The 16053-nt window shown below is 65.7% G+C and carries 10 protein-coding genes; 3 read left to right on the forward strand and 7 right to left on the reverse strand.

What is annotated here, in order from left to right; translation table 11 throughout:
• Positions 1-3: 3 nt before the first annotated feature.
• The 7 genes from RN629_RS03765 to RN629_RS03795 all read right to left on the reverse strand — a co-directional run bounded on the left by RN629_RS03765 (position 4) and on the right by RN629_RS03795 (position 6334).
• Complete coding sequence (locus RN629_RS03765) at positions 4-378, reverse strand: hypothetical protein (RefSeq protein ID WP_407033925.1); 375 nt, start codon at positions 376-378, stop codon at positions 4-6.
• Positions 379-440: 62 nt separating this feature from the next.
• Positions 441-1508, reverse strand: coding sequence for a chorismate synthase (gene aroC, locus RN629_RS03770; RefSeq protein WP_407033926.1), 1068 nt, complete (start codon positions 1506-1508; stop codon positions 441-443).
• The gene (locus tag RN629_RS03775; RefSeq protein WP_407033927.1) at positions 1505-2050 is read right to left on the reverse strand and encodes a GNAT family N-acetyltransferase; all 546 of its coding nucleotides are present in this window, start codon (positions 2048-2050) and stop codon (positions 1505-1507) included. Before RN629_RS03775 ends, aroC begins: the two co-directional genes overlap by 4 nt.
• 207 nt (positions 2051-2257) lie before the next feature.
• Positions 2258-3049, reverse strand: a complete 792-nt coding sequence (gene fabI / locus RN629_RS03780; RefSeq protein ID WP_407033946.1) for an enoyl-ACP reductase FabI — start codon at positions 3047-3049, stop codon at positions 2258-2260.
• An 8-nt stretch (positions 3050-3057) separates the two neighbouring features.
• On the reverse strand, positions 3058-4032 hold the full coding sequence (locus RN629_RS03785; protein ID WP_407033928.1) for a YihY/virulence factor BrkB family protein: 975 nt from the start codon (positions 4030-4032) through the stop codon (positions 3058-3060).
• A 7-nt stretch (positions 4033-4039) separates the two neighbouring features.
• Positions 4040-4978: a DnaJ C-terminal domain-containing protein gene (locus tag RN629_RS03790; protein WP_407033929.1), complete on the reverse strand. Its 939-nt coding sequence runs from the start codon at positions 4976-4978 to the stop codon at positions 4040-4042.
• 99 nt (positions 4979-5077) lie between these two features.
• Positions 5078-6334 (reverse strand): hypothetical protein, encoded by a 1257-nt coding sequence (locus tag RN629_RS03795; protein WP_407033930.1) that lies wholly within the window; start codon positions 6332-6334, stop codon positions 5078-5080.
• A gap of 377 nt (positions 6335-6711) precedes the next feature.
• On the opposite strand from RN629_RS03795, the gene rpoB reads away from it, so the two are divergent.
• The 3 genes from rpoB to RN629_RS03810 all read left to right on the forward strand — a co-directional run bounded on the left by rpoB (position 6712) and on the right by RN629_RS03810 (position 15730).
• Entirely contained in the window at positions 6712-10890 is a 4179-nt protein-coding gene (rpoB, locus tag RN629_RS03800) for a DNA-directed RNA polymerase subunit beta (RefSeq protein WP_407033931.1), read from the forward strand.
• An 87-nt stretch (positions 10891-10977) separates the two neighbouring features.
• Entirely contained in the window at positions 10978-15264 is a 4287-nt protein-coding gene (rpoC, locus tag RN629_RS03805) for a DNA-directed RNA polymerase subunit beta' (protein ID WP_407033932.1), read from the forward strand.
• A 286-nt stretch (positions 15265-15550) separates the two neighbouring features.
• Positions 15551-15730: a hypothetical protein gene (locus tag RN629_RS03810; protein ID WP_407033933.1), complete on the forward strand. Its 180-nt coding sequence runs from the start codon at positions 15551-15553 to the stop codon at positions 15728-15730.
• Positions 15731-16053: the final 323 nt, after the last annotated feature.

Consider the following 16053-nt stretch of genomic DNA (forward strand, 5'->3'; position numbering starts at 1 on the left):
GGGTCAGCGCATCCCGCCGTTGCTGCCTGGGGGCGTGGTGGTTCCGCCGGTGGTCCCGCTATCCGTCGAACCACTGCCCACCGGAGCATTCGTCGCCGGATCGCTGGTCGTGGTGCCGGGCGTCGTCGATGGCGTGCTCACGGAACTGCCGGGCGTTCGCGTCCGGCTGGACCGGGTTGTCGAGCGGTTGTTCTCGCCACCGATGGTGCTCGAGGTATCATCCGGCTGGCCCGTGTTCTGGCCCGTGGTCTGGCCCGTGGTCTGGCCTTGTGACGTGGTCTGGACCGCCACTCCACCCGGGGTTCCGCCCGACACCTGCGCCAGTGCGGCGGCGGGGATCAAGAGCGCGCCGGCGGCGATCACATGCATGTAACGCATTGATTCTCTCCTGCTTTATTCTCGCGGGATCAACGAGGCAGGAGATGGGGACGTTCCTTCGTTCAGCCGCATTGGCCGCGATGAAGCAACGCCTGATCGGCTAATACCAGCGCGACCATCGCTTCGACCACGGGCACGCCGCGAATGCCGACACAGGGATCGTGACGTCCCTTGGTCGCGATCTGCGTCTCCTCGCCGGTGCGGGTGATGGTGTCGATGGGCGTCAGGATCGAGCTGGTCGGCTTGAAGGCGACGCGCATCGTGACGGGCTGCCCGGTGGCGATTCCGCCCGCGATTCCGCCCGCATGATTGGCCAGGAATCGGGGGCCGCCATTGCCCGCCCGCATGGGGTCGGCATTCTGCTCGCCGGTCAGCGCGGCGGCGGCGAAGCCCTCGCCGATCTCGAAGCCCTTGACCGCATTGATGCTCATGCAGGCCGAGGCGAGTTCGCTGTCCAGCTTGGCATAGAGCGGCGCGCCCCAGCCGGCGGGCACGCCGGTTGCCTCGCACGCGACGACCGCGCCGACCGAGGAGCCCGATTTGCGCGCGGCGTCGACAATGGCTTCCCAGCGCCCGGCCGCCGCGGCGTCGGGGCAGAAAAACGGGTTCGCGTCGATCTGCGCATCGTCGAATGCGGCGTAATCGATCCGGTCGCCGCCGATCGCCTCGACCCAGGCGCGGATGCGGACCTGCGGGATCACCGCGCGCGCGACCGCGCCCGCGGCGACCCGCGCCGCCGTCTCGCGCGCCGAGGACCGCCCGCCGCCGCGATAGTCGCGAAAGCCATATTTGGCGTCATAGGCATAGTCGGCATGGCCGGGACGATAGGCGAGCGCGACGTTGGAATAGTCCTTGGACCGCTGGTCGATATTCTCGATCATCAGGCTGATCGGGGTGCCGGTGGTCTTGCCCTCGAACACGCCGGACAGGATGCGGACCTGATCGGGTTCGCGCCGCTGCGTGGTGAAGCGGCTGGTCCCCGGGCGGCGCTTGTCGAGCCAGGGCTGGATATCCTCTTCCGACAGCGCGAGGCCGGGCGGGCACCCGTCGACCACCGCGCCCAGCGCGGGACCATGGCTCTCGCCCCAGGTGGTGAAGCGGAACAGGCGACCGAAACTGTTGAAGCTCACGCTGCGTCTCCCAGCCGGGCAAAGGCCGGCGCATGTGTGGCGGCGCCGCGCACACCGCAGGGGATCAGGCCGCCCTGCAACGGCACCGCGAGGAAATATTCGCCCGCATAGGGGCTGTCGAAGCCGCTCGCCACATCGGCGGCAAAGCCGAAGCGGCCGTAAAAGGCGGGATCGCCAAGCGCGAAGCAGAGGACGATGCCTTCCTGTTCCAGCCGTTCGATCCCGGCGGCGACCAGCGCCTCGCCGACGCCCTGTCGCCGCCATTCGCGTGCGACGGCGATCGGGGCGAGCGCGACCGCGTTGATGGGCTTGCCACCGATCTCGACCGCCATGCGGCTGAACGCGATCGCGCCGATCAGGGTGCTGGTCTCGTCGTCGATCGCGACCAGCATCAGGACCACGTCGCCCTCCATGCACAGGTCGCGGACGAGGGCGGCCTCGGCTGGCGCGGGGAAGCTGGCGACGAGCAGGGCGTCGAGTGCGGCGACGTCCTCGCCACGCGCGGGGCGGATGGTGATGGCGGCGGGATGCTGGTCGGACATGGTTTCGTCTTTAGCGATCCGGCGGCGCGAAACGCGATAGATAATATGGTGGCCCCTATTCCTCCCCTGCAAGGGGAGGCGTCAGGCCGAAGGCATGACGGAGGGGTGTCGCGGTCGGAGAGGGCGGGCTGCACCTGCAAGCCGTGACACCCCCTCCACCAGCTTCGCTGGTCCTCCTCCCCTTGCAGGGGAGGAGGAGTGTCGTCCCTACGCCAGCGCGATGTCCGGTGCGTCCTCGGCCTTCATGCCGATGACATTATATCCGGCATCGACATGATGGATCTCGCCGGTCACGCCCGATGCCAGGTCGGACAGCAGATACAGGCCGGCGCCGCCGACATCCTCGATCGTCACCGTGCGGCGCAGCGGCGAGTTCAGCTCGTTCCACTTGAGGATATAGTTGAAGTCGCCGATGCCGCGCGCCGCCAGCGTCTGGATCGGGCCCGCCGAGATCGCGTTGATGCGAATCTTTTCCGGGCCGAGGTCGACCGCGAGATACTTCACGCTGGTTTCCAGCGCCGCCTTCGCCACGCCCATGACGTTGTAATGCGGGATGACCTTTTCCGCGCCATAATAGGTCAGCGTCAGGATCGATCCGCCCTCGGGCATCATCTCGCGGGCGCGTTTGGCCACCGCGACCAGCGAATAGGCCGAGATGTTCATCGTCATCAGGAAATTGTCGAGCGTGGTATCGTAATAGCGCCCGCGCAGCTGCGACTTGTCGGAAAAGCCGATGGCGTGAACGACGAAATCGATCGTCGGCCACTCGGCCTTCAGCCCTTCGAACAGCGCATCCAGCGAATCCATCTCGGACACGTCGCAGTCGAACAGACGCGCCACGCCGAGCTGTTCGGCCAGCGGGCGCACCCGCTTTTCCATCGCCGCGCCCTGATACGAAAAGGCGAGCTCCGCGCCCGCCTCCGAAAGCTGCTTGGCGATGCCCCAGGCCAGCGACTTGTCATTGGCCAGGCCCATGATGAGCCCCCGCTTGCCTGCCATCAATCCGTTCACGCTGTTACCGCTCCTGCCGGTTCACTGTCTTCAATCGCCCTCTCTAGCGCCGGTTCGGGGGGTTCCGCCAGTGCCGCGTTCAAATGTGCGCCGAAAACAAGGCCGAGGCCGATCAGGTAGAAAAACAGCAGCATCACCACGACCCCCGCCAGACTGCCATAAGTGAGGTCGTATCCGCCCAGTTGGGACAGCGCGAGCGGCAGGAGCGCGGTCATGCTGACCCACCAGACGGCGGTGAACAGCGCGCCCGGCCATTTCCGGCAGTCGCTGTCGCGATAGGCGGAGGGGGTGACCGAATAGAACAGCATGTAGAGCGCGCCGAACATCACGACGCCCGGAATGAACCGGGAGAGGCCCACCCAGCCCGCCACGTCCTGCGCAAAGGGGACGAGCCGATAGATGAACTGTTCCGCCGCGGTCAGGATACCCGCGACCAGGAAGGACAGAAGCGCGATCACGACCGAGGCGATGATGACCAAGGTCGAGGACAGGCGTGATTTCCAGAACGGAGACGTCGCTTTCACGCCATAGGCGCGGTAGAAGATGTCGCGGATCGTCTCGATGAACCCGCCCACGGTCCATAGGCCAACCAGTCCGCCGAGCCACAGCAGTGATCCGGTGCGCGCCGCCAGCACATCGGCGATCGGCTTGCGCAACAGGCCGCTGACATCAGGGGGCAGGACGAGGAGAAAGCTCTCCACGGCCCGCTGCGTCTCGTCGCTCTGGCCGAACAGCGACAGCAGCGCGGCGGTGGTGATGAAGAACGGGAAGACCGTCATCAATGCCAGATAGGCCAGATTGCCCGCATGGATGAACCCGTCGTTGAACACGCCGACCACGGTGCGCTTCAATACCTCGAAGGCATGGGACCCCGGCCGGACCTTGGCGATCTGCCGGTCCAGCCGTTCACGGGCATGCTCAAGGTGATGCCCGCCATCTTCGGGGGAGGCGGCACCGACGATATCGTTCATGGAACGATCAGACGCCCAGCGCGGCCCTCGGGTTCCTCTCGTCCGTCCATTCCGCCGCGAAGCGTTGCAAGGCTGCATCATCGGCGGGGATGTCGATCACCAGCGTGATCAGCTGGTCGCCACGTCCGCCTTCCTTCCGGTGGAAGCCCTTGCCCTTCAGGCGCAGCGTCCTGCCCGAGGTCGTGCCCTTGGGCACGGTCAGCATCACGGGCCGTTCGACGGTCGGAACCTTCACCTTGCCACCCAGGACCGCCTCGGTCAGGCTGATTGGCAGGTCGAGCCGGACATCGTCGCCGTCGCGCGTGAAAAAGGCGTGCGGGCCGACCTCGATCGTCACGATCGCATCGCCCGCGCCGCCGGGGCCGGGTTCGCCCTTGCCGCCCAGGCGCATCTGGGTTCCGCTCTCGACCCCGGCGGGGAGCTTCAGGTCGATCGTCTTGCCGTCGCCCAATGTCACCCGTTGCGGACTGAGCGTTGCGGCGTCGGTAAAGGGGACTTTCAGCGCATAGGCGAGGTTGGCGCCCTTTTGCGCGGCGCGCCGTCCGCCGCCGAACCCGCCAAAGCCGCCGTTGAAGCCGCCGCGCCCCGCGCCGCCGAACATCCCCTCGAAGATATCCGACATGTCGGCCCCTTCGCCGCCAAAGTCGAACTGCTGGCGAAAGCCGCCGCCGCCCGCGCCGGGGCGTGGCCCCGCGCCGCCGCCATAGCCGAAGGGCGATGTGGGATTGCCGTCGCCATCGATCTCGCCCCGGTCGAAACGGGCCCGCTTTTCCTTGTCGTTCAGCAGGTCATAGGCATTGGTGACCTGGCTGAACTTTTCGGAGGCCTTGGGATTGTCCTTGTTGCGGTCGGGATGCAGTTCCTTCGCCAGCTTGCGATAGGCTTTCTTGATATCCGCTTCGCTGGCCGTGCGACCTACGCCCAGCGTCTGATATGGATCGGCCACTCTTGTCCCCGTTGACAGTGTATTACCGATCTATGTGGGGGACGGCGTGCCGGAGCGCAATCCGTCGGCTGTGCGTTCTGTTGCGGGACGGGAAAGCTCCTACGCCTTCATCTTGTGCGGACGGGCGGCGACCTGGTCGTACATCTTGCCGGGTTGATCGAGCCAGATCGGCGACAGCTTGGGCGAGTCGGCGCGTTCCAGGCCGACGGCGTAGGTGCAGCGCGCCACCCCCCAGTCGGTGTGCGCGGCGGCCGCCAGGATCGGCACGAACATCGGTCGGCCGGCGGCGTCGATCACATGGATCGCCTCCCGCGGCAGGGCGCTGACGCCGCGCAGCGTGCGGCTTTCGCCGGGGGCGAGCGCGAAGGGCGGGACGATCGGGCGACCCTGGGGCTGGTGCGCGATCTCGACCAGTTGCGGATCGAGCCCGGCATGGGCGCTGAGCAGCCGCAGATCGACCGCGACCCGGCCGATCGGAGTCGCGCCGGTGTTGCGGACGGTGATCTCCGCCTCGATCGTCGCGGTGAGCATGTTGAGCCCGACGCGCAACGGTCGCGCCTCGACCTCCAGGAAGTTGGGGGCGGGGGGGATTGGCGGCAGGGCGGGGGCGGCGGGTTGCGCCGGAGTGTCGGGGACCGGCGGCGCGGCCGGGCGAGCGGCCGGCGTCGGCGGCACGGGCTCGGCCTGCGGTGTGCCGCCGGGTGGCGGCGGCGCGCGACGGGTACGGCGACCCAGAAGAACCCCGATCGCGAGCGAGGCGAGGCCGGTGCCGACCAGCAGCGGCCAGAAGGCAAGGCCGCGCTCGCCATCGGCCGCATCGCCCGCTTCCGGCGCGGTGGTGCCGGGCGCGACCATCGCCGGTGCCTGGCCATTGGCGATGGTCATGCCGTCCAGCCCGACCTCCGACCGATCGGCCAGCGGCGATTCGGGATCGGGCAGGCGGGTCGCAGGCGGCTCCGGCGTCGGGCTGGCCTCGGGCGTCGGCACCGGCGAGGGGGCGGGCGTCGGAGTCGGTGCGGGGCGCTGTACAGGGCGAGCGGCGGGTGTCCGCTCCGGGGCGGGATGCGCGGGCGCGGCGCGCGGTTCCTCGGCCTGCGCGCCGCTCGTATGGCTCGGCAGGACCAGGCGCGGGGCGGGCGGCGTGGGGGCGGGGGTCGGCGTCGGCTGCGGCGTGATGGCGCGCGGGCTCAGGCTGAATCCGTCGAGCGCATTCGGCCGGTTCGCGCTGTCATTCTCCTGAGCGGCGGCGGGCATCGCGGTCAGCGGCAGGAAAGCCAGGGCCAGGGCCGGCGCGAGGACCGGGGCCGGCGTCAGGGCGAGAAGGCGCGCGACGCGACGCGGCCCGGACGATGTCATGAAATGCAATCCTCGTGGTAACAACGTTCTTCATCGGCCGTTCGGGTCACCGACCCAACCACGCAGCCGTGCCTTGTGGGGCGATGGGATGCAACCCCCCTTGGTCGCGCGAAAGGTTCGCCTCCCGCGTTTCGGGCCGCGTTTCGGGCGCGCGGTTTGACACCGGGCGCCCGCGCACCTATATCGCCATCCTTCACCACGATCCCCGGGAAATGACGCGTCTTCGCGCAGCGTGTCGGTCGAATAGGGGATTGCTGGTTCAACGGACGCCGGATGCCGCCGCAGATCTTTGCGAGCGGCCTTTCGGCGTCCTTGCGTCGCGTCCCGCCCGGAGGTTTCCGGGCAGCGAATATACGGCTGACGAGGCAGACAGATCCATGGCAACCAAGGCGATCGACAGCGGCTCCGCCCCGCGCAAGGGCGATGGCGGTACCGCCAAGCGGCGCATCCGCAAGGTTTTCGGCGACATCCACGAAGTGGTGCAGATGCCGAACCTGATCGAGGTTCAGCGGGAAAGCTACGAACAGTTCCTGCGGTCGGACAAGTCGCGGGGCCATGTCTCCGGGCTTGAAAAGACGCTGCGTTCGGTTTTCCCGATCCAGGATTTCGCCGGCACCGCCTATCTCGATTTCGACGATTATGTCCTTGAGGACCCGAAGTTCGACGTCGAGGAATGTCGCCAGCGGGGCATCACCTATGCCGCGCCGATGCGCGTCACCCTGCGCCTGACCGCGTTCGAGGTCGATCCCGACACCGAAGCCAAGTCGGTCATCGATATCAAGGAGCAGGACGTCTACATGGGCGACATGCCCCTGATGACGGAGAACGGCACCTTCTTCATCAACGGCACCGAGCGCGTCATCGTCAGCCAGATGCACCGTTCGCCGGGCGTGCTGTTCGACCATGACCGCGGCAAGACCCATGCCTCGGGCAAGTATCTCTTCGCCGCGCGCGTGATCCCGTATCGCGGATCGTGGCTGGACTTCGAGTTCGATGCCAAGGACATCGTCAATGTCCGTATCGACCGCAAGCGCAAGCTGCCGGTGACGGCGCTGCTCTATGCGCTGGGCATGAACTCGGAAGAGATCCTCAACTATTTCTACAACCGCCTGACCTTCGTGCGCGGCGATGGTGGCTGGAAGATCCCGTTCCAGGTCGAGAACTGGCGCGGCGCCAAGCCGATGTTCGACATCGTCGATGCGAATTCGGGCGAGGTGGTGTTCCCCGCCGGCCAGAAGATCAGCCCCCGCGCCGCCAACAAGGCGGCGAAGGATGGCCTGTCGCAGCTGCTGATCCCGACCGAGGAAATCTTCGGCCGTTACTCGGCCTATGACCTCATCAACGAGCAGACCGGCGAAATCTACGTCGAAGCCGGTGACGAGATCAGCGCCGAGAATCTGGAAGCGCTGGACAAGGCGGGCGTCGACACGATCGAACTGCTCGACATCGACCATGTCGCGACGGGCCCATGGATTCGCAACACGCTGAAGGCCGACAAGGCCGAAGAGCGCGAGCAGGCGCTGTCGGATATCTACCGCGTCATGCGCCCCGGTGAGCCGCCGACGCTGGAGACGGCGGAGGCGCTGTTCTCGGGCCTGTTCTTCGATCCCGACCGCTACGACCTGTCGGCCGTGGGTCGCGTCAAGCTGAACATGCGCCTCGACCTTGACTGCCCGGACACGGTTACCACGCTGCGCACCGAGGACATTCTCTCGGTCGTCAAGACGCTGGTCGACCTGAAGGACGGCAAGGGCGAGATCGACGATATCGACAATCTCGGCAACCGCCGCGTGCGTTCGGTGGGCGAGCTGCTGGAAAACCAGTATCGCGTCGGCCTGCTGCGCATGGAGCGTGCGGTCAAGGAGCGCATGTCGTCGGTCGATGTCTCGACCGTGATGCCCAACGACCTGATCAACGCCAAGCCAGCGGTCGCCGCGGTGCGCGAGTTCTTCGGGTCGTCGCAGCTCTCGCAGTTCATGGACCAGACCAACCCGCTCTCCGAAGTGACGCACAAGCGTCGCGTCTCGGCGCTCGGGCCGGGCGGTCTGACGCGTGAGCGTGCGGGCTTCGAGGTCCGCGACGTTCACCCGACCCATTATGGCCGCATCTGCCCGATCGAAACGCCGGAAGGCCCGAACATCGGTCTGATCAACTCGCTGTCGACCTTCGCCCGCGTCAACAAATACGGCTTCATCGAGACGCCGTACCGCAAGGTGATCGACGGCAAGGTGACCGACGAGGTCGTGTACCTGTCGGCGATGGAGGAGCAGAAGCACACCGTGGCACAGGCGTCCGCCGCCACCGACGCCGAAGGCCGCTTCACCGAGGATCTGGTCTCGGCGCGTCAGGCGGGCGAGTTCCTGATGGCGCTGCCCGATCAGATCACCCTGATGGACGTCAGCCCCAAGCAGCTCGTCTCGGTCGCCGCCTCGCTCATTCCGTTCCTGGAAAACGACGACGCCAACCGCGCGCTGATGGGCTCGAACATGCAGCGCCAGGCCGTGCCGCTGGTGAAGGCGGAAGCGCCCTTCGTCGGCACCGGCATGGAAGAGACGGTGGCGCGCGACTCGGGTGCGGCGATCGCGGCTAAGCGTGCCGGTATTGTCGACCAGGTCGATGCGGCGCGTATCGTGGTGCGCGCCACGGGTGAGGTCGATGCCGACAAGTCGGGCGTCGACATCTACACGCTGATGAAGTTCCAGCGTTCGAACCAGTCGACCTGCATCAACCAGCGTCCGCTGGTGAAGGTGGGCGATGTTGTCCGCGCGGGCGACGTGATCGCCGACGGTCCTTCGACCGAATTCGGTGAGCTGGCGCTGGGCCGCAACGCGCTCGTCGCGTTCATGCCCTGGAACGGTTATAACTATGAGGACTCGATCCTCATCTCCGAGCGGATCGTGAAGGACGACGTGTTCACGTCGATCCATATCGACGAGTTCGAAGTCATGGCGCGCGACACCAAGCTCGGGCCGGAAGACATCACCCGCGACATTCCCAATGTGGGTGAAGAGGCGCTGCGCAACCTCGACGAGGCGGGTATCGTCTATGTCGGGGCCGAGGTGGAGCCGGGCGACATCCTGGTCGGCAAGATCACGCCGAAGGGCGAATCGCCGATGACGCCGGAAGAAAAGCTCCTCCGCGCGATCTTCGGTGAAAAGGCCAGCGACGTGCGCGACACCTCGCTTCGCCTGCCGCCGGGTGTGGCCGGTACGATCGTCGACGTGCGCGTTTTCAATCGTCACGGCATCGACAAGGACGAGCGCGCGATGGCGATCGAGCGCGAGGAGATCGAGCGTCTGAAGAAGGACGCCGATGACGAGCGCACCATCCTCAACCGGGCGACCTGGAGCCGCCTGCGCGAGATGCTGCTCGACCAGACCGTCACCGCCGCGCCAAAGGGCGTGAAGAAGGGCATCGTCATCGATGCCGAGGTGCTGGAGTCGGTCGACCGTCACGAATGGTGGAAGTTCGCCGTCGCCGACGATGCGCGCCAGAGCGATCTGGAAGCGGTCAAGGCGCAGTATGACGAAGCCGCCAAGCGGATCACGGACAAGTTCCATGACCGCCGCGACAAGCTGGAGCGTGGCGACGAACTGCCGCCGGGCGTGCTGAAGATGGTCAAGGTCTTCGTCGCGGTGAAGCGCAAGCTGCAGCCGGGCGACAAGATGGCCGGCCGTCACGGCAACAAGGGCGTCATCAGCCGCATCCTGCCGCAGGAGGACATGCCCTTCCTCGCGGACGGGACGCCGGTCGATCTCGTGCTGAACCCGCTGGGCGTGCCGTCGCGCATGAACGTCGGTCAGATCTTCGAAACGCATCTCGGCTGGGCGGCGCGCAACCTGGGTATGCAGGTCGCGGCGCAGCTTGAGGATTGGCGCGAAGCCAATCCCGACGCCAAGCCGGGCGCGGTGCCGGAAGCGGTCAAGGCGCGGCTCGTGGAGATCTACGGCGATCACTATGCCGGGGACATCCAGGCGCGGGACGACGAGGAAGTCGCCGAGCTGGTCCACAACATCCGCACTGGCGTGCCGATGGGGACCCCGGTGTTCGACGGCGCGCGCGAAAGCGACGTGTCGGAGATGCTGGAGCTGGCAGGGCTGCACACCTCGGGCCAGTCGGACCTGTTCGACGGGCGCACCGGCGACCAGTTCGACCGCAAGGTGACGGTGGGCATCATCTACATGCTCAAGCTGCACCACCTGGTCGACGACAAGATCCACGCGCGTTCGATCGGGCCGTACAGCCTCGTCACCCAGCAGCCGCTGGGCGGCAAGGCGCAGTTCGGTGGCCAGCGCTTCGGGGAAATGGAAGTGTGGGCGCTGCAGGCGTACGGCGCGGCGTACACGCTCCAGGAAATGCTGACGGTGAAGTCGGACGACGTGGTCGGCCGCACCAAGGTCTACGAAGCGATCGTCAAGGGCGACGACACCTTCGAGGCGGGCATCCCGGAGAGCTTCAACGTGCTGGTCAAGGAAATGCGCTCGCTGGGTCTCAACGTCGACCTCAAGTCGATGGAAGACGCCCAGGACGACGGTCTGGCCGAAGCGGCGGAGTAAGCGGCGGTGGGCCGGTGGGGCGTCATGCCCCACCGGCCACCCTTCCAGCTCGCCCGATGAATTTTCCCTCCCTGTGAGGAAAGCAAGATGAACGAACTGACCAACTTCGCCAATCCGGTGGCCAAGCCGGAAACCTTCGACCAGATTCAGATCGGCATCGCGTCGCCCGACAAGATCCGTTCCTGGTCGTTCGGCGAGATCAAGAAGCCCGAGACGATCAACTACCGCACGTTCAAGCCCGAGCGTGACGGCCTGTTCTGCGCGCGCATCTTCGGTCCGATCAAGGATTACGAATGCCTGTGCGGCAAGTACAAGCGGATGAAGTACAAGGGCATCGTCTGCGAAAAGTGCGGTGTCGAGGTCACGGTGTCGAAGGTCCGCCGCGAGCGGATGGGCCATATCGAACTGGCGGCGCCGGTCGCGCATATCTGGTTCCTGAAGTCGCTGCCGAGCCGCATCGGCCTGCTGCTCGACATGCAGTTGAAGCAGCTCGAGCGCGTGCTGTACTTCGAAGCCTATATCGTCATCGAGCCGGGCTTGACCCCGCTGGAGAAGTTCCAGCTCCTCACCGAGGACGAACTGCTCGACGCGCAGGATGAATATGGCGAGGACGCCTTCTCCGCCGGGATCGGCGCGGAAGCGGTCCGCATCATGCTCGAAAGCCTCGACCTCGAGGGCGAGCGCGTGCAGCTTCTCGAAGAGCTGGCGACGACCAAGTCGGAGCTGAAGCCCAAGAAGATCATCAAGCGCCTGAAGGTCGTCGAAAGCTTCATCGAATCGGGCAACCGTCCCGAATGGATGATCCTGGAAGTGATCCCGGTCATCCCGCCCGAGCTGCGCCCGCTGGTGCCGCTGGACGGTGGCCGCTTCGCGACCTCGGACCTGAACGACCTGTATCGCCGCGTCATCAACCGCAACAACCGCTTGAAGCGCCTGATGGAGCTGCGTGCGCCGGACATCATCGTCCGCAACGAAAAGCGCATGTTGCAGGAAGCGGTCGACGCGCTGTTCGATAACGGCCGTCGCGGCCGCACGATCACGGGCGCCAACAAGCGTCCGCTCAAGTCGCTGTCCGACATGCTCAAGGGCAAGCAGGGCCGCTTCCGCCAGAACCTGCTCGGCAAGCGCGTCGACTATTCGGGCCGTTCGGTCATCGTGACCGGCCCGGAACTCAAGCTGCACCAGTGCGGCCTACCCAAGAAGATGGCGCTCGAGCTGTTCAAGCCGTTCATCTACGCCCGTCTGGACGCCAAGGGTCTGTCGATGACCCTGAAGCAGGCCAAGAAGTGGGTCGAGAAGGAGCGCAAGGAAGTCTGGGACATACTGGACGAGGTGATCCGCGAGCATCCGGTCATGCTGAACCGCGCGCCGACGCTCCACCGTCTGGGCATCCAGGCGTTCGAGCCGGTGCTGATCGAGGGCAAGGCGATCCAGCTTCACCCGCTGGTCTGCTCGGCGTTCAACGCCGATTTCGACGGCGACCAGATGGCCGTCCACGTTCCGCTGTCGCTCGAAGCGCAGCTGGAAGCACGCGTCCTGATGATGTCGACCAACAACATCCTGTCGCCCGCCAACGGCAAGCCGATCATCGTGCCGTCGCAGGACATGGTGCTGGGCCTCTACTATCTCTCGCTGGAGAAGCAGAAGGAGCCGGGCGAGGGCATGATGCTGGCGGACATGGAGGAAGTGCACCAGGCGTTGTTCGCCGGGGCCGTCACCCTCCATACCAAGATCATCAGCCGCGTGCCGCAGACCGACGAGCAGGGGAACCAGTATCTCAAGCGCTATGAGACCACGCCGGGTCGCATGCTGCTGGGCGAGTGCCTGCCCAAGAGCCACAAGGTGCCGTTCGACGTCGTCAACCGCGTCCTGACCAAGAAGGATGTGGGCGAGGTGATCGACGAGGTCTATCGCCACACCGGCCAGAAGGAGACGGTGCTGTTCGCCGACGCGATCATGTCGCTGGGCTTCCGGCACGCGTTCCGCGCCGGCATCTCGTTCGGCAAGGATGACATGATCATCGCGCCGGACAAGGATCGTCTGGTCGATGAGACGCGCGAGCAGGTGAAGGACTTCGAGCAGCAATATCAGGACGGCCTGATCACGCAGCAGGAGAAGTATAACAAGGTGATCGACGCCTGGAGCCGTTGCGGCGACCAGGTCGCGAACTCGATGATGAACGAGATCAAGGCGGTCCGGCATTATGAGGACGGCCCGATGGTCGGCCGCGAAAAGCCGATCAACTCGATCTACATGATGGCCCACTCGGGCGCTCGCGGGTCCCCTGCGCAGATCAAGCAGCTTGCCGGGATGCGCGGCCTGATGGCCAAGCCGTCGGGCGAGATCATCGAAACGCCGATCATCTCGAACTTCAAGGAAGGTCTGACCGTTCTTGAATACTTCAACTCAACCCACGGCGCGCGCAAGGGTCTGGCCGACACGGCACTGAAGACGGCGAACTCGGGGTATCTGACCCGCCGTCTGGTCGACGTCAGCCAGGATTGCGTCATCATCGAAGAGGATTGCGGCACCACCCGCGCCCTTGAGATGAAGGCGATCGTGCAGGGCGGTTCGACCATCGCGTCGCTCGGCGAGCGTATCCTGGGCCGCACCACGGCCGAGGACATCGTCAACGCCAAGACCGGCGAAGTCATCATCCCGTCGGGCGTGCTGCTCGACGAGCCGATGGTCGCGCGGATCGAGGCGGCGAACACCCAGTCGGTCAAGATCCGCAGCCCGCTGGTCTGCGAATCGAAGGTCGGCGTCTGCGGCAAATGCTATGGCCGTGACCTTGCCCGTGGTACGCCGGTGAATATCGGCGAAGCGGTCGGCGTTATCGCGGCGCAGTCGATCGGTGAGCCGGGCACGCAGCTGACCATGCGTACCTTCCACATCGGTGGCGCGGCGCAGCTGAACGAGCAGTCGAACCTGGAAGCGGCGGTGGACGGCACCGTCCAGTTCCGCGACCTGCGCATCATCGAGGACCAGCGCGGTCGTCGCGTGGTGCTCAGCCGTTCGGGTGAGATCGCGATCGTCGATCTGGACGGTCGCGAGCTGTCGGTCGATCGCATCCCTTATGGTGCGTATGTCCTGTTCGACGATGGGCACATCGTGTCGAAGGGCGACCGCATGGCCGAGTGGGATCCGTTCACCATGCCGGTGATCACGGAAAACCCCGGTACTGTGAAGTTCCAGGACCTTGTCGAAGGCAAGACCCTGACCGAGCAGGTCGACGAAGCGACGGGTATCGCCCAGCGCGTCGTCACCGAATACCGCGCCTCGACCAAGTCGAAGGAGGATCTGCGTCCGCGCATGACCCTGCTCGACGACAATTCGGGCGAGGCCGGTCGCTACATGCTGGCGCCGGGTGCGACGCTCTCGGTCGAGGACGGGGCGCAGGTGCAGGGCGGTGACGTTCTGGCCCGTGTCGCGCGCGAGTCGGCCAAGACCCGCGACATCACCGGTGGTCTGCCGCGCGTCGCCGAACTGTTCGAGGCGCGCGTTCCCAAGGACTCGGCGATCATCGCCAAGGTCTCGGGCCGCGTCGTGTTCGGCAAGGACTATAAGGCGAAGCGCAAGATCGGCATCCAGCCCGAGGATGGCGGCGAGGTCGTCGAATATCTGGTGCCCAAGTCGAAGGTGATCGACGTTCAGGAAGGCGACTACGTCAAGCGTGGCGACAACCTGATCGGCGGCTCGCCCGATCCGCACGACATTCTGGAAACGATGGGCGTGGAGCCGCTGGCCGAATATCTGGTCAGCGAAATCCAGGAAGTCTATCGACTCCAGGGCGTGAAGATCAACGACAAGCACATCGAGACGATCGTTCGTCAGATGCTGCAGAAGGTCGAGATCACGGACGGCGGCGACACCACGCTGCTGAAGGGCGAGCAGGTCGATCGCGAGGAAATGGACGCGATCAACGAGAAGCTCGACGCGAACCAGGCACGGGCGCAGGGCAAGCCCGTCCTGCTCGGCATCACCAAGGCGAGCTTGCAGACCCGCAGCTTCATTTCGGCGGCGTCGTTCCAGGAAACTACCCGCGTCCTCACCGAGGCGGCGGTCCAGGGCAAGCACGACACGCTGATGGGCCTGAAGGAAAACGTGATCGTCGGCCGCCTGATCCCGGCGGGCACGGGTGCGGGCATGAACCGCCTGCGCGTGGCGGCCTCCAGCCGCGACGCGGCGCTGCGCGCGCAGCAGCGCAAGCTGGCCGAGGTGATCGTCGCGCCGGTCAGCGCGGCCGAGCAGCGGGCGGCGGAAAACGCCCGTTCGCCGCGTGACGACGCCGGCACGGGCAGCGATCCGCTGGCCGAGGTCGTGCCGTCGGGCCATGGCACCGATGCCGATGCCGGTGAGTATCTGAACGACTGATCGGTCGTCCGGATCACCACGGAATGAAAGGCCGCCGTCCGGGCAATCGGGCGGCGGCTTTTTCATGGCGGCCATACGGGCGGCCATACGGGAAGTCCCCGATTGACTAGCGAGTGTGACGCGTCGAAAGGCGACGCGTGACGGAACACCGGCTTTTGCGGCGAATGGAGAGCCCGTGAGACCGGTGACGGGAACCGATAAGCTCTCCCAACCATATACGCGCATTGGAGAAGATCCCGGACGCGCGCCGCGCATCAGCGTGCCGATGGGACCCCGGAGACCTGAAATGACGTCCCCTGAGTTTGAAGAAGATTATTTCTACCAGCGTGCCGAAACCGAACTCGAACTGGCCCAGAAGGCGACCCACCCCGCGGCGGTTCGAGCCCATTATATCATCGCGAACCACTATCTCGACCGGGCCTATAGCCAGTCTGATGGAGCCCATGTCGTCGATGCTACCGAGTAGCGAAGGGGAAGGGGGCACTGGCCCCCTACTTCTCGGACCATATCGATCAGATGGCCGCCGCCGTGCCGGTGGCGATGCTTCCCGGCCGCTGGCGGCCGGGACCAGCCTTCATGGCGTCGATACCGGCCGTCAGCGGCCATGAACCCGCCGTGCGCTATGGCTTAGCATTACAGTTGCATATTGATCGGAACTCTGGATCAATAGGTCTCCATGGTAAGGAGGCCGTGGATGGCGGGCGCATCGATCGAGGCGACACTGGAGCTGTGGGCGACATCGCTGCGCGATGTGAAGGCGCGGATGCGCAGCCTTTTCACGCAGGACCG

This window comes from Facivitalis istanbulensis (assembly GCF_040560405.1).
Classification (GTDB): domain Bacteria; phylum Pseudomonadota; class Alphaproteobacteria; order Sphingomonadales; family Sphingomonadaceae; genus Sphingomonas; species Sphingomonas istanbulensis.

Excerpts from the sequence above, each read along its gene's own strand:
- RN629_RS03765 (WP_407033925.1), bottom strand. The coding sequence starts at position 378 with ATGCGTTACATGCATGTGATCGCCGCCGGCGCGCTCTTGATCCCCGCC.
- RN629_RS03775 (WP_407033927.1), bottom strand. The coding sequence starts at position 2,050 with ATGTCCGACCAGCATCCCGCCGCCATCACCATCCGCCCCGCGCGTGGC.
- fabI (WP_407033946.1), bottom strand. The coding sequence starts at position 3,049 with ATGGCAGGCAAGCGGGGGCTCATCATGGGCCTGGCCAATGACAAGTCG.
- RN629_RS03785 (WP_407033928.1), bottom strand. The coding sequence starts at position 4,032 with ATGAACGATATCGTCGGTGCCGCCTCCCCCGAAGATGGCGGGCATCAC.
- RN629_RS03795 (WP_407033930.1), bottom strand. The coding sequence starts at position 6,334 with ATGACATCGTCCGGGCCGCGTCGCGTCGCGCGCCTTCTCGCCCTGACG.
- rpoB (WP_407033931.1), top strand. The coding sequence starts at position 6,712 with ATGGCAACCAAGGCGATCGACAGCGGCTCCGCCCCGCGCAAGGGCGAT.
- rpoC (WP_407033932.1), top strand. The coding sequence starts at position 10,978 with ATGAACGAACTGACCAACTTCGCCAATCCGGTGGCCAAGCCGGAAACC.
- RN629_RS03810 (WP_407033933.1), top strand. The coding sequence starts at position 15,551 with ATGACGTCCCCTGAGTTTGAAGAAGATTATTTCTACCAGCGTGCCGAA.